Genomic DNA, 13,466 nt, shown 5'->3' on the forward strand with positions numbered 1-13,466 from the left:
GCGGCTCCGGCGGTGGCAGGGAGATCCCGAGCAGCGCCGCAGCGCCCCGGTTCCCGACGCGCCCGCCGAGCAGCGCCCTTGGTGATCGGCTTGGACTGGTCGGAATGTAGGGCACCGTACGCCCTGGTGTCACCAGGTAAAACCGACCGTCTCGGAAACTGGGCAACTGTTCGAGCTGGGAACGGACGCTTCGTCAGGTGGCCCAGGCGACAGACGGATCGCCGCGTTCCGGGTGCGGGGGCCGGGAACGCCGAAGGGGCGCCCCGGCTCCGGGGCGCCCCTTCGGCCGGTCGGCCGATCAGCTCGGCCGCTGCAGCCGGGTGATGAACTTGTACCGGTCGCCGCGGTAGATCGAGCGGACCCACTCCACCGGGGCGCCCTCGGGGTCGAAGGAGTGCCGGGACAGCTGCAGCATCGGCAGCCCGAGGTCGGAGCCGAGCAGCCCGGCCTCGCGCGGGTTGGCCAGCGTGGTCTCGATGGTCTCCTCGGCCTCCGCCACCACCACGCCGTAGACCTCGCGCAGCGCGGTGTACAGCGAGTTGTGCTTGACCAGGTTGCGGCGCAGCGCCGGGAAGCGCTTGGCCGACAGGTGGGCCACCTCGATCGCCATCGGGTCGCCGTTGGCCAGCCGCAGGCGCTCGATCCGCAGCACCCGGCTGCCGGGCTTGATGTCCAGCAGTGGGGCGATCCGGTCGTCCGCGGTGATGTAGCCGACCTCGATCAGCCGGGAGGTCGGCTCCAGGCCCTGGGCCCGCATGTCCTCCGTGTAGGAGGTCAGCTGCAGGGCCTGGGCCACCTTGGGCTTGGCCACGAAGGTGCCCTTGCCCTGGATCCGCTCCAGCCGCCCCTCGACCACCAGCTCCTGGAGCGCCTGGCGGACCGTGGTGCGCGAGGTGTCGAACTGGGCCGCCAGGGCCCGCTCCGGGGGGACCGGGGTGCCGGCCGGCTGGGTCTCGGTGAGCTGGAGCAGGTGGCGCTTCAGCCCGTAGTACTTGGGCACGCGGGCGCTCGCCGGGTCGCCGGCCGCCCCGGTCTGTGCCGGCACCGCCTGGGGGAGCTGGGCCGTTGTGCCCCCGTCGCTGCTCATGGCCGCTTCTCCGCTTCCTCTCGGGGCCCTTCCGGACCCCTCGCGGGGCCAACATCAGCCCCACTACCTCGTTAACGGCACACATCGTCGCACGTATGCCATGGCGACGGGGAGCTCATCACGCGATGAACGATGAGCGGTGTCGGCTTGATAACGGCTCGTCCGGATTGGTCTTCGGCCCGTTGACAGTGCCATTGGTCTAGGCCAAGCTCCAGGCATCTGGTCTACACCACTGCAGACCAACTCATGAATCCCAACCCATCTCAAGGGTCTCGGCGCCGCTTTCGCACGGTTTGTGCGGATCTGTCGCTGGCCACCGATGGGGGGCAACCGGGCATCCCTCAGGAGGATGGCGTGAAGCGTCAGCTCATCGCGGCGGTCGGCGTCGCGGCCATGGTCGTCGGCGTCGCGGCCTGCAGCTCGTCGAAGTCCGACACGGCGAGCTCCAGCAGCTCCAGCAAGCCGGCGAACTACAACGGCAAGACCCTCACCGCTTGGTTCATGGACGGCTCCGCGCCGCAGGCCTGGCAGGACGGCGTCAAGGCCGACTTCGAGTCCCAGTTCCCGGGCGCCAAGCTGAACATCCAGATCCAGAAGTGGGACGGGATCGGCCAGAAGATCACCACCGCCCTCTCCGAGGGCTCGGTGGACGTCCTGGAGGTCGGCAACACCCAGACCGCGGGCTACGCGGCCACCGGTGGTCTGCTGGACATCACCAAGGACAAGGGCGACCTGGGCGGCAACGACTGGGCCGCCAACCTGAACGCCTCCTCGGTGCTGGACGGCAAGCAGTACGCCGCGCCGTGGTACTTCGCCAACCGCGTCGTCATCTACAACAAGGCGCTGTGGACCAAGGCCGGCATCTCCGCCACCCCGAAGACCCTGGACGAGTTCTACGGCGACCTGGACAAGCTCAAGGGCGCCGGCGTCGCGAACCCGATCTACCTGCCCGGCCAGGAGTGGTACACCTACTTCGGCCTGATCGCCGGCTCCGGCGGCCAGATCGCCAAGCAGGACGGCGACAAGTGGGTCGGCAACCTGGAGTCGCCGGAGGCCAAGGCCGCCTTCCAGACCTACCAGAAGCTGCAGTCCTACTCGACCGCGCCGAAGGACAAGGACGAGGCCACCCCGCAGCAGATGACGCTCTTCCCCAAGGGCGACGTCGGCGCGATGATCGGCCTCGGCTGGGAGGCTCCGGCCCCCAAGGACATGCCGGCCGACCAGGTGGGCTTCTTCCCGCTGCCGGGCGCCACCGCCGACAAGCCGTCGGGCGTCTTCCTGGGCGGCTCGAACCTGGCCATCGCCCAGGCGAGCAAGAACCAGGACCTGGCCAAGGGCTTCCTGAAGATCGCGCTCTCGGACAAGTACGAGGGCATGATGGCCGCCGCCGGCCTGGTCCCGAACAAGACCGCGCTGAACTCGCTGGCCACCACCGACTACGCGAAGGCCGCCATCCCGGCCTCCACCAACGGTGCGACCACGCCGAACGTCCCGGCCTGGGCGAACGTCGAGAACACGCCGAACCCGATCAAGGACTTCATGGCCGCCGCCCTGCAGGGCGGGGACTACGACAGCCTGGCCAAGAAGTACGACGACGAGATCAGCAAGCGTCTCGCGCAGAAGAACTAGTAGCACCGAGCGGCGTCGCTCACCGGCTCCCGAGGGGGCCGGTGGGCGCCGCCGCCGCCCTGTTTGGGGCCGCACGGGCGGCCGGACGGTGGCCGTCACGTTTCGGCCAGGCGTGAGGAAGAGAGAGCGATGGCTGTTCAGTCGGACCCGGTGCGGGCTCAGTCCCCGGGGCCCAGCAACACTCACGGGCCGGTGCCCGGCGACTCCCTGAGCGGGCCGAGACGGTCCGGTCCTGGGCTGTTGTCCCGGTTCGCGCCGTACGTGCTGCTGCTGCCGACCATGGTCGCCACGCTGGCGCTGCTGGCCTGGCCGCTGGTCAACACCTTCCTCCTCTCGCTGCAGAACATGAACCGGCGTCAGCTGATCCAGCACCTGACGGAGTGGACCGGGTTCTCGAACTACACCGACCAGCTGAAGAGCGCCGAGTTCTGGCACACCACCGAGCGCTCGGTGATCTTCACCGTGCTCAACGTGGCGCTGATCATGATCGGCGGCACCCTGGTCGGCCTGCTGCTCAACCGGCTCGGCAAGAAGATGCGACTGGCCCTCGGCGTCTCGCTGATCCTGGCCTGGGCGATGCCGCTGGTGGCCCAGTCCACCGTGTACCTGTGGCTCTTCGACTCGCGCTACGGCGTGGTCAACTGGTTCCTGGACCAGCTCGGCTGGCACAGCATGGCCACCTACAACTGGACCGGCACCCAGACCTCCACGTTCTTCGTGATCATGCTGCTGCTGGTCTGGGGCTCGATCCCGTTCGTGGCGTTCAACATGTACGCGGGTCTGACCACGATCCCGACCGAGCTGTACGAGGCCGCCCGGATGGACGGGGCCGGCGCGATCAAGGTCTTCACCTCGGTGGTCTACCCGAGCCTGAAGCCGTTCTTCCTGGGGACGACCTTCCTGGAGATCATCTGGATCTTCAAGGCGTTCACCCAGGTCTTCACCATCGACAACGGCGGGCCGGAGCGCAGCACCGAGACCATGCCGGTCTACGCCTACGTCGAGGGCATGGGCAACCAGCACTACGGCGTGGGCGGCGCGATCGCCATCCTGACCATGGTCATGCTGGCGCTGGTCATGATCCCGTACTTCCGGATCATCTTGAAGCAGGAGGACGAGCTGTGAGGCGCTCACTCTTTGGCCGCAGCTGGCCCAATGTCATCGCACTGGTCCTGCTGGTCTTCTTCGCCTTCCCGGTCTACTGGATGGTGGTCACGGCCTTCAAGCCGAACAAGGACATCATCAGCAAGACCCCGGTCTTCATCCCGTTCCACGCGACCCTGGAGCACTTCAGCACCGCGTTCAACGCGGCGCAGTTCTGGGAGATGACCGGCAACAGCATCCTGGTCACGGTGGTCTCGGTGGCGGCCTCGCTGGTGATCGCCACGCTGGCCGCGTTCGCGGTGGCCCGGATGCGGTTCCGCGGCCGCAAGGGCTTCATCCTGGTGATCATGCTGGCGCAGATGGCCCCGTGGGAGGTCATGGTCATCTCGACGTACCTGATCGTCCGCGACAACGACATGCTCAACAGCCTCGTGCCGCTGATGGTCTTCTACATGATGATGGTGCTGCCCTTCACCATCTGGACGCTGCGCGGCTTCATCGCCGCGGTGCCGAAGGAGCTGGAGGAGTCGGCGATGGTGGACGGCTGCACCCGCCCGCAGGCCTTCGTCAAGGTGGTCTTCCCGCTGCTGGTCCCGGGCCTGATGTCCACCTCGCTGTTCGGCTTCATCACCGCCTGGAACGAGTTCCCGCTGGTCCTGGTGCTCAACAAGGCCACCGGCCCCGGCACCGCGCAGACCCTGCCGGTCTGGCTGAGCTCCTTCCAGAGCAACTTCGGCGACGACTGGGGCGCCACCATGGCCGCCTCGACGTTCTTCGCCCTGCCGGTCCTGGTCCTGTTCCTGGTCTTCCAGCGCAAGGCCGTCGGCGGGCAGACCGCCGGCGCAGTGAAGGGCTGATCCGCGTGAGCATCCTCATCCCGACCGTGCCGGACAGCGACCAGCTGCACCGGGACGCGCTCACCGTGCTGCAGCCCGGCTTCGACGGCACCGAGCCGCCCGAGTGGGTGCACCGGCACATCGCGGCCGGACTCGGCTCGGTGGCCCTGTTCGGCCGCAACGTGACCGGCCAGGCCCAGCTGACCGAGCTCTGCCGCGAGCTGCGCCGGGAGAACCCGGACCTGCTGATCGCCATCGACGAGGAGGGCGGCGACGTCACCCGCCTGGAGGTCGGCTCCGGCTCCTCCTGGCCGGGCAACCTCGCGCTCGGCGCGATCGACGACCCGGCGCTGACCCGGGACGTGGCCCGCGAGCTCGGCCGCGCGCTGGCCGAGTGCGGGATCAACTTCAACTGGGCGCCGGCCGCCGACGTGAACTCGAACCCGGGCAACCCGGTGATCGGGGTGCGCTCGTTCGGCGCCGACACCGAGCTGTGCGCCCGGCACACCGCCGCCTGGGTGGAGGGCCTGCAGTCGGCCGGGGTGGCCGCCTGCGCCAAGCACTTCCCCGGCCACGGCGACACCAACGTGGACTCGCACCACGGCCTGCCGCTGATCGACGTGGCGGAGGACCTGCTGCGCTCGCGCGACCTGCCGCCGTTCAAGGCCGCGGTCGCGGCCGGCGCCAAGGCGATGATGAGCGCGCACATCATGATCCCGGCGCTCGACCCGGTCTACCCGGCCACCCTCTCCCCGGCGGTGCTGGGCGGCCTGCTGCGCGGCCCGGAGAGCCGGGGCGGGCTCGGCTACCAGGGCCTGATCGTCACCGACGCGGTCGAGATGGGCGCCATCGCCGACACCTACGGGATCGCGCAGGGGACGGTGCTGGCGCTGGCCGCGGGCGCCGACGCGATCTGCGTGGGCGGCGGCCTGTGCGACGAGGAGACGGTGCTCGAGCTGCGCGACGCCATCGTGGAGGCGGTCCGCTCGGGCCGCCTCGCCGAGGACCGACTGGCGGACGCCGCCGCCCGGGTGCGCGCGCTGGGCAGCTGGGCCCGGCAGGCCCGGTTCGGCGCCGGGGCGGCCCAGTCGGCCCCGGTGGAGCCCGACCTGGCGATCGGCCTGCGGGCGGCCCGCCGGGCGCTCAAGGTGACCGAGGACCCGGCGCAGCCGTTCGTCCCGGTGACCGAGCGCCCGTACGTGGTCTCCTTCTCGCCGGAGTCCAACATCGCGGTGGGCGACGAGACCCCGTGGGGGGTGGCCGGCATGCTGGCCGAGCGCTTCCCGGGCACCCGCACCCGCAGCGTCGGCCCGGAGCAGGCCGAGGAGGCCGAGCTGGACGCGCTGGCGGCCGCCCTGGTCGCCGAGGCCGAGGGGCGCCGACTGGTCCTGGTGGTGCGCGACGTGCACCGCCACGCGTGGATGTCGGCGGCACTGCGCCTGCTGCTGACCTCCCGTCCCGACGCGCTGGTGGTGGAGATGGGGGTCCCGCAGGCCGAGCCGGTCGGCGCGCTGCACATCGTCACGCACGGCGCGGCCCGGGTCTGCGGGCTGGCCGCCGTCGAGGTGCTCACCGGCCTGCCGTCGGTCCGCGGCTGACTGGTCGAAGCTTTCTGGCCGCCGCTCAACGCCGGTGCCCCGGAACGGAATTAATCGTTCCGGGGCACCGGCGTTTCGGCATTCCTGACGGTGCGTCCCATGGCGCCGCCGGATGTTCGCATGACAATTCGCACCGCAATTGTCATGCATTAAGCAGGCATTAAGGCAACCTCAAGTGACGGATCGACAGCGGAGCGCTGATTGCTGACAACAGGTGTGCAACGGCGGCCGCCAGGTGAACGTTTCGCGTTGACAGGGCCGTTGGTCTAGGCCAGGCTCCTGAAATCTGGTCTGGACCACATCGGGTCCACGCTCGGAATTCCTCGGTTGCCCCTGGCCCATCCTGCCGCGGGAACACCCTCTTGCCGCCCCTCCGGGAGGATCGCGTGAAGCGAAAGCTCATGGCCGCGTCCGTCGTCACCGCACTCGTCGCGGGACTGGCCGCCTGTGGATCGGGAGGCTCCGGCGGGCCGGCCAAGCAGTCCGCGGACCCGCGCGCGACCTCCGGGACGCTCACCATCTGGCTGATGAACGACGCCCAGAGCAGCTGGCCCGAGCTGGTGCAGCAGGTCAACGACGAGTTCGCCAAGACCTACCCGAACGTCACCATCAAGCTCAGCTACCAGACCTGGGCCGACAAGGTGAACAACCTGGACACCGCGCTCGCCCAGGGCACGGCGCCGGACGTGGTGGAGCTCGGCAACACCGAGACCATGAAGTACATCCTCGGCGGTTCGCTGCTGGAGGAGAACAAGGCCGACTTCGAGAACTCGGACGCCTGGATCCGCGGCCTGGAGAACACCTGCGACTACAACGGGAAGCTCTACTGCGTGCCGTACTACGCCGGCGCCCGGGTCGCGGTCTACAACTCCACGATGCTCCAGCAGGCCACCGGCAGCGCCGACTTCCCCAAGACCGAGGACGAGCTGCGGGCCGCCATGGACAAGGTCCAGCAGGGGGCGCCGAAGGGCGACAAGTCCTTCTCCGCGCTCTACCTGCCCGGCCCCTACTGGTACGCGGCGATGTCCTACGTGGCGGCCTACGGCGGCTCGATCGCGAAGTTCGACGCGGCCGGCAACTGGCACGGCACCCTGGAGGACCCCAAGGCGCAGCAGGGCATCCAGCACTTCGTCGAGCTGGTGAAGAAGTACAACCACAACGACCTGACGGTCAACGAGCTCAACCAGTCCGACGTGCTGGGCAAGCAGAAGGCCGCGGTGATCTACGGCAACGGCTGGGAGGCGGGCAAGGCGGCCACCCCGCCCGGCGGCGACGCGGCGCTCAAGGACGTGCTCAAGGTGGCCGGCTTCCCCGGCCCGAACGGCAAGCCGCTGCCCAGCTTCATCGGCGGCTCGGACCTGGCGGTCACCGCCAAGTCGAACGTCTCCGACGTGGCCAAGGCCTGGATCAAGCTCTTCACCAGCACCAAGTCGGAGGCGCTGCTGGCGAGCAAGAACATCCTGCCGAACAACCTCACCCAGCTGGACGCGCTGAAGTACCGGCCGGAGACCGCGGCCGCGGCCAACGCCGTGCCGGACGCGTGGTTCACCCCGCTGGCCCCCGGCTGGGCCCAGGTGGAGAAGCAGAACGTGCTGGTCGACATGCTCAACTCGATCCTGGCCGGCAAGTCGGTGGACGAGGCCACCAAGGCCGCCGACGCGCAGATCAACCAGCTGATCAACAACCAGTCCTGACGGCCCCGGGCCGTAGCATCGGTGGGCGGGGCCGGCCCCGCCCCGCCCACCGGAAGGGACTCGCAGATGCCCGAGCAGTCGCCCCCCGCACCCGGCCGGATCATGGCGGCCGAGATGGCCGAACAGCCCGCGGTGCTGCAGCGGCTGCTGGACGAGGGGGCGGCGCCGATCCGCGAGGTGGCGGCGCAGATCGCCGCACGCGGGCCGCGGTTCGTGCTGCTGACCGCCCGCGGCACCTCGGACAACGCGGCGCTGTACGCGAAGTACCTGGTCGAGGTGGAACTGGGCAAGCCGGCGGGGCTGGCCTCGATGTCCACCACCACCGCGTACGGCGCCCGGCCCGACCTGCGGGACGTGCTGGTGGTCACGGTCAGCCAGTCCGGCGGCTCGCCGGACCTGATCGCCTCCACCAAGGCGGCCCGGGAGGGCGGCGCGGTCACCCTGGCGGTGACCAACAACCCGGACTCGCCGCTGGCCGAGGTCTCCGAGTTCCACGTCGACGTGCTGGCCGGCCCGGAGAAGGCGCTGCCGGCCACCAAGACGTACACCGCCGAGCTGCTGGCCCTCTACCTGCTCGTGCAGGGGCTGCGCGGCGACGGGGGCACCGCGCGGCCGCGGGACCCGGGGGAGGCGGCGGCGGTCGAGCAGCTGCCCGCGCTCGCCGCCCGGGTGCTGGGCCGGCAGGCCGAGGTGCGGGCGCTGGCCGAGCGGTACCGGTTCGCCCAGCGGCTGGTGCTCACCTCGCGCGGCTTCGGGTACCCGACGGCCAGGGAGGCGGCGCTGAAGCTGATGGAGACCACGTACATCCCGGCCCAGCCGTTCTCCGGCGCCGACCTGCTGCACGGGCCGCTGGCGATGGTGGACAACGTCTCGCCGGTGATCGCGATCGTGCCGGACGGCAAGGGCGGCGAGGCGCTGCAGCCGGTGCTGGACCGGCTGCGCGGGCGCGGGGCGGACCTGATGGTGGTGGGCCCGCAGGACCAGGTGGACGCGGCCTCGGCGGGGTTCGCGCTGCCGCCCGGGGTGCCCGAGCCGGTGCAGCCGATCCTGGAGATCCTGCCGCTGCAGCAGTTGGCGCACGAGATCACCATCGCCCGCGGCCAGGACCCGGACGCCCCGCGGGCGCTGGCCAAGGTCACCGAGACCCACTGAGCCGCCCGCCCCCGGACAGCACTACGGGCCACGGCGCCGACGCGGGACCCTCAACCCGCGCGGCACCGCAGCCCGGAGCTGTCGTCGGAGGCCGGGAGCGGCACCGGGACTGTGCGGGGTCCCGGTGCGCCGGCTTCCGACCGAGGAGAGACCGCGCGCGGTCAGGGCAGTTGCGCGGTGTGGTCTCTCCCTGGTGCCCTTCCATTGTGGACTAGACCAATCTGGGTTGTCCAGGCGTTCGCCCCAATTGGTCTGGACAACATCGGGGGACCGGTCCGCGACCGTGCCCGCGCCCGCCGGCCGCGGGTTGGCTACGCTCGCCCTGTGCCCTCGCTGAACGAACTCGTCCGCCGCCACACCACCCTCACCGGTGCCGACGTGGAGTGGCTGCACATGCTGGTCTCGGAGTGGCAACTGCTCTCCGACCTCTCCTTCGCCGACCTGGTGCTCTGGATCCCCACCTGGGACGGCATCCGGTACGTCTCGGTGGCCCAGATGCGGCCCAACACCGGCCCCACCTCCTACCAGGACGACATGGTCGGCCACCTGGTCCCGCGCGGCCGCCGGCCGCTGCTGGACGCCGCCTTCGACGAGGGGCGGATCGTCCGCGAGGGTGATCCGGAGTGGCGCGAGGAGGTGCCGGTGCGGGTCGAGTCGATCCCGGTCCGGCGCGAGGGACGGGTGCTCGGGGTGATCGCCCGCAACACCAACCTGCTCACCGTGCGCACCCCCAGCCGGCTGGAGCTCACCTACCTGCAGAGCGCCTCCGACCTGGCCCAGATGATCGCCGCCGGCACGTTCCCCTATCCGGGGGAGCAGGTGGACATGGACGCCGCCCCGCGGGTCGGCGACGGCCTGATCCGGCTGGACGCCGACGGGATCGCCACCTACGCCAGCCCCAACGCGCTCTCCGCCTACCACCGCCTGGGCCTGACCACCGACCTGGTGGGCGTTCACCTCGGCCGCACCACGGCCGAGTTGGCGCCCCCGTCGCGCGGCGCGGTGCACGAGGCGCTGGTGAAGCTGGCCAGCGGCTGGGCGCCCCGGCAGACCGAGGTGGAGGCCCAGGGCGGAGTGGTCACGCTGCGGGCCATCCCGCTCAAGCCCAAGGGCGTCCACACCGGCTCGCTGGTGCTGGTCCGGGACGTGACCGAACTGCGGCGCCGGGACCGGGAGCTGATCACCAAGGACGCCACCATCCGGGAGATCCACCACCGGGTGAAGAACAACCTGCAGACGGTCGCGGCGCTGCTGCGCCTGCAGTCGCGCCGGATGGACTCGGAGGCGGCGCGCGGCGCGCTGGACGAGGCGGTGCGCCGGGTCGGCTCGATCGCCATCGTGCACGAGACCCTCTCGCAGAACCTGGACGAGAAGGTGGCCTTCGACGAGATCGCCGACCGGGTGCTGGCGATGGTGATGGAGCTGGCCACGGACGGCCAGGTGACCACCCGGCGCAGCGGCAGCTTCGGCATCCTGTCGGCGGAGGTGGCCACCCCGCTGTCGATGGTGCTCACCGAGCTGCTGCAGAACGCGCTCGAGCACGCCTTCGGACCGAAGACCGCCGGCACCCTGTCGGTCAGCGCGCTGCGCGGCCGGGCACCGGCCACCGGCAAGGGCTGGTCGGACAGTTGGAACGGCGGGGCGAAGCCGGAGGAGTACCTGCTGATCACCGTTCAGGACGACGGGCGGGGCATGCCGGAGGGCTTCGACCCGCAGCAGGCGGGCAACCTCGGGCTGCAGATCGTGCGCACCCTGGCCACCGGCGAGCTGGGCGGCACCTTCGACATGGTTGCGGCCCCGGGGGGCGGCACCAAGGTGGTGCTGGAGATCCCGGTGCGCTGACCGGGTGGCTGAGAGGGTGTCAGGGGACACGAAACGAGACCCTGCCGACCGGGGGGGGGGAGGGTCGGCAGGGCCTCTCAACCCGTTCCGGCCGTCGGGGGGAGTCGGTCGGAACGGGGGCTCTGTGTGGGCGTGACGCCCGCCCCGCACATTGCGTACGGTGAGCGTCCCAGGTCCACAGTATTGCTCTGCGTGAGCAGTGGCAAGTGTCGGGACCGAGTTGAGCCACGTGTCGGCTCGCCGCGCCGGCCGTGTTGCCCGGGCGCGGCGGCTCCTCGGAAGGCTTCGACTCAGCGGCGGTCGAAGCCTGTGATCATGTGTTGATCGGATACTGCGTGATCTCGCGATCGGGTGCTGCGGTCCTGCGGCTCGATGTCCGGGCGGAGCGCTGTGGAGCGGCTCGCTCAGGCGGTGCGGGCGCGGTTGCGGGCGGCACGGCGCTTCATCGCACGACGCTCGTCCTCGCTCATGCCACCCCAGACGCCGGCGTCCTGACCGGTCTCCAGGGCCCACTGCAGACACTGCTCCATGACGGGACAGCGGCGGCACACGGCCTTGGCTTCCTCGATCTGCAGCAGAGCAGGACCGGTGTTCCCGATCGGGAAGAACAGCTCCGGGTCCTCTTCGCGGCAGACAGCGCGGTGGCGCCAGTCCATGGTCGTCCAACTCCTCCTGCCGACGGACGGGTGGTCCGGCAGCACTATCGATGGCTTGTGAATGTGAACGCTTTCACGAATCCCCCAAAGGCAAAAGGGACCTCGGGCCTCTACGGCCTGGCGGTCTGAGCTGAGGGGGGTTCGGGCGAATCCTGAGCGGATCACCGGCCGGTGGCCAGGTGGTACGCGGTCAGTGGGGCCGCTTCGCTGTCCCGCTGCGACGCGTCCCGATCGCCATGTAGAGGTTCGCAAACCTCGGGCTCGGATACAACCCCCTTCGAGGAGGAATTTTTGATTCTTCGGTGTCGCCTACCTCACAGGCAGTACTTCTATGGGGTGAAGGGGGCTCGCGCGTTCGAGAAGAAGGGGAAGACCCCCTTCTGGTCACACAATCACACGCAGTGCCCGCCGTACGCCTGTGAAACTGACGCGACTCCTGTCTCCAAGGTGGTCCCCATCGACCTGAAATGGGGCCGGTTCCTCTGAAACCAAGGTGAAGTGCCTGACGTCGTGATAGGAGACGACGTGCTTGCCGGACGGCCCGACGGCTTTGCCGGACTGCTCCGAAGGAGTGTGCGGCCGCAGGATCTGACGAACCGTACGAGCGGTTCCGAACGCCGTCATTCGAGTGATGCCGAAGACGTCAAGGTCGGTTTCGAAGGAGGCGGAAGGCGAAGGGAGGACCGGGCGATTGCCGAGAAAGGTCCACGGCGAGGTGTTCGACACTATGGTCATCACCAGCCCGGGCTGCGGTGCCCGGCCGGGCAGCTCAAGGGTGACCGGCCCGTTCCGCCGGTGATCACGTTCGGTGACGAAGTGCCGGAGCGCCTCGCGGACGTAGAGCGCGTGCGTCGAGCGGCGCCCCGACCTGCGCTGCTCCTCGACCCGGCCGACCACGCCGGCGTCGAAGCCGAGCCCGGCGGTGAAGGTGAACCAGCGGTCGGGCAGGCCCTCGGTCATCGCCTTGCCCAGCGAGATCTGCCGCTCCCGGCGCTGGTCCAGTGCGTCCAGCAGCACCCCGGTGGCCTCCACCGGGTGGTTGGGCAGGCCCAGCGCGCGGGCGAAGACGTTGGTCGAGCCGCCCGGCACCACCGCCAGCCGCGGCACCCGCTCGCCCGGCCCGTGCGCCAGCAGGCCGTTCACCACCTCGTTGACGGTGCCGTCGCCGCCCAGCGCCACCACCAGGTCCACCGCGCCGTCGGCCACCGCCTGGCGGGCCAGGTCGCGGGCGTGGCCGCGGTAGCCGGTGACCGCCACCTCCAGCTTGAGGTCGCTGCGCAGGGCGTGGGTCAGGACGTCCCTGGTCCGGCCACTGGTGGTGGTGGCCTTCGGGTTCACGACCAGGAGCGCGCGCATGGGGATCAGCCTACGGCGCGGGGCCGGGAGGGCGGCGGCTACCCTGCTGGGGTGACCGCAGACACCACCGCCACCACCGCACCCGCGCCGGCCGCCCGCCCGGCCCAGTTGATCGCCGCCGTCGCCCTCACCGTGGCCGAGGGCACCGCCCTGGTGGCCTGGGGCGGCTACATCATCGTGGCCGCGCTGGTGGAGAGCACCAGGAACCAGGGGTTGGCCGAGTACGGCGGCGCGGTGATCCTGCTGATGGGCCTGCTGCCGCTGCTGGCCGCCCGGGCGCTGCTGCGGCTGCAGCGCTGGGGGCGCACCCCCGCGGTGCTGACCCACTCGCTCTGCCTGCCGGTGGCCTACTACATGTGGCAGAGCAGCGGTCCGATGCCGGCGCTCGGGGCCCTGGTGGGCCTGGCTGGCCTGGCCGGCCTGGTGGTGCTGCTCAACCCCAAGGTGACCAAGGCGCTCTACCAGCAGGTGGATTGAACCACCCGGAGAGCTCAGCGCCCGGACGTGAAAGC

General features: G+C 70.3%; 11 protein-coding genes. 8 read left to right on the forward strand and 3 right to left on the reverse strand.

Translation table 11 applies throughout. The features are described 5' to 3' along the window. Positions 1 to 298: 298 nt before the first annotated feature. On the reverse strand, positions 299 to 1,087 hold the full coding sequence (locus ACFW1A_RS07485; RefSeq protein WP_380405742.1) for a GntR family transcriptional regulator: 789 nt from the start codon (positions 1,085 to 1,087) through the stop codon (positions 299 to 301). 354 nt (positions 1,088 to 1,441) lie between these two features. On the opposite strand from ACFW1A_RS07485, the gene ACFW1A_RS07490 reads away from it, so the two are divergent. The 7 genes from ACFW1A_RS07490 (at position 1,442) to ACFW1A_RS07520 (ending at position 10,942) form a co-directional block, all read left to right on the forward strand. After that, entirely contained in the window at positions 1,442 to 2,716 is a 1,275-nt protein-coding gene (locus ACFW1A_RS07490; protein ID WP_380405746.1) for an extracellular solute-binding protein, read from the forward strand. A 129-nt stretch (positions 2,717 to 2,845) separates the two neighbouring features. Then, positions 2,846 to 3,841 carry a carbohydrate ABC transporter permease gene (locus ACFW1A_RS07495; RefSeq protein ID WP_380405749.1) on the forward strand — a complete coding sequence of 332 codons (996 nt, stop codon included), beginning with the start codon at positions 2,846 to 2,848 and terminating at the stop codon, positions 3,839 to 3,841. Beyond that, a complete protein-coding gene (locus tag ACFW1A_RS07500) occupies positions 3,838 to 4,677 on the forward strand; it encodes a carbohydrate ABC transporter permease (protein WP_380405752.1) in 840 nt (279 codons plus the stop codon). Before ACFW1A_RS07495 ends, ACFW1A_RS07500 begins: the two co-directional genes overlap by 4 nt. 5 nt (positions 4,678 to 4,682) lie before the next feature. Beyond that, positions 4,683 to 6,254 (forward strand): glycoside hydrolase family 3 protein, encoded by a 1,572-nt coding sequence (locus ACFW1A_RS07505; protein WP_380405755.1) that lies wholly within the window; start codon positions 4,683 to 4,685, stop codon positions 6,252 to 6,254. Positions 6,255 to 6,640: 386 nt separating this feature from the next. Next, on the forward strand, positions 6,641 to 7,948 hold the full coding sequence (locus ACFW1A_RS07510; RefSeq protein WP_380405758.1) for an extracellular solute-binding protein: 1,308 nt from the start codon (positions 6,641 to 6,643) through the stop codon (positions 7,946 to 7,948). 66 nt (positions 7,949 to 8,014) lie between these two features. Next, positions 8,015 to 9,100, forward strand: coding sequence for an SIS domain-containing protein (locus tag ACFW1A_RS07515; RefSeq protein ID WP_380405761.1), 1,086 nt, complete (start codon positions 8,015 to 8,017; stop codon positions 9,098 to 9,100). A gap of 333 nt (positions 9,101 to 9,433) precedes the next feature. Further along, positions 9,434 to 10,942 (forward strand): sensor histidine kinase, encoded by a 1,509-nt coding sequence (locus ACFW1A_RS07520; protein ID WP_380405777.1) that lies wholly within the window; start codon positions 9,434 to 9,436, stop codon positions 10,940 to 10,942. A gap of 404 nt (positions 10,943 to 11,346) precedes the next feature. On the opposite strand, the gene ACFW1A_RS07525 is transcribed toward ACFW1A_RS07520, so the two are convergent. Beyond that, positions 11,347 to 11,598, reverse strand: a complete 252-nt coding sequence (locus ACFW1A_RS07525; RefSeq protein WP_014138019.1) for a WhiB family transcriptional regulator — start codon at positions 11,596 to 11,598, stop codon at positions 11,347 to 11,349. Positions 11,599 to 11,982: 384 nt separating this feature from the next. Continuing rightward, positions 11,983 to 12,954: a diacylglycerol/lipid kinase family protein gene (locus ACFW1A_RS07530; protein ID WP_380405764.1), complete on the reverse strand. Its 972-nt coding sequence runs from the start codon at positions 12,952 to 12,954 to the stop codon at positions 11,983 to 11,985. A gap of 51 nt (positions 12,955 to 13,005) precedes the next feature. Between ACFW1A_RS07530 and ACFW1A_RS07535 the strand changes: the two genes are divergently transcribed. Beyond that, entirely contained in the window at positions 13,006 to 13,431 is a 426-nt protein-coding gene (locus ACFW1A_RS07535) for a hypothetical protein (RefSeq protein WP_380405768.1), read from the forward strand. Positions 13,432 to 13,466: the final 35 nt, after the last annotated feature.

It is taken from the genome of Kitasatospora sp. NPDC058965 (assembly GCF_042741245.1).
Taxonomy (GTDB): Bacteria; Actinomycetota; Actinomycetes; order Streptomycetales; family Streptomycetaceae; genus Kitasatospora.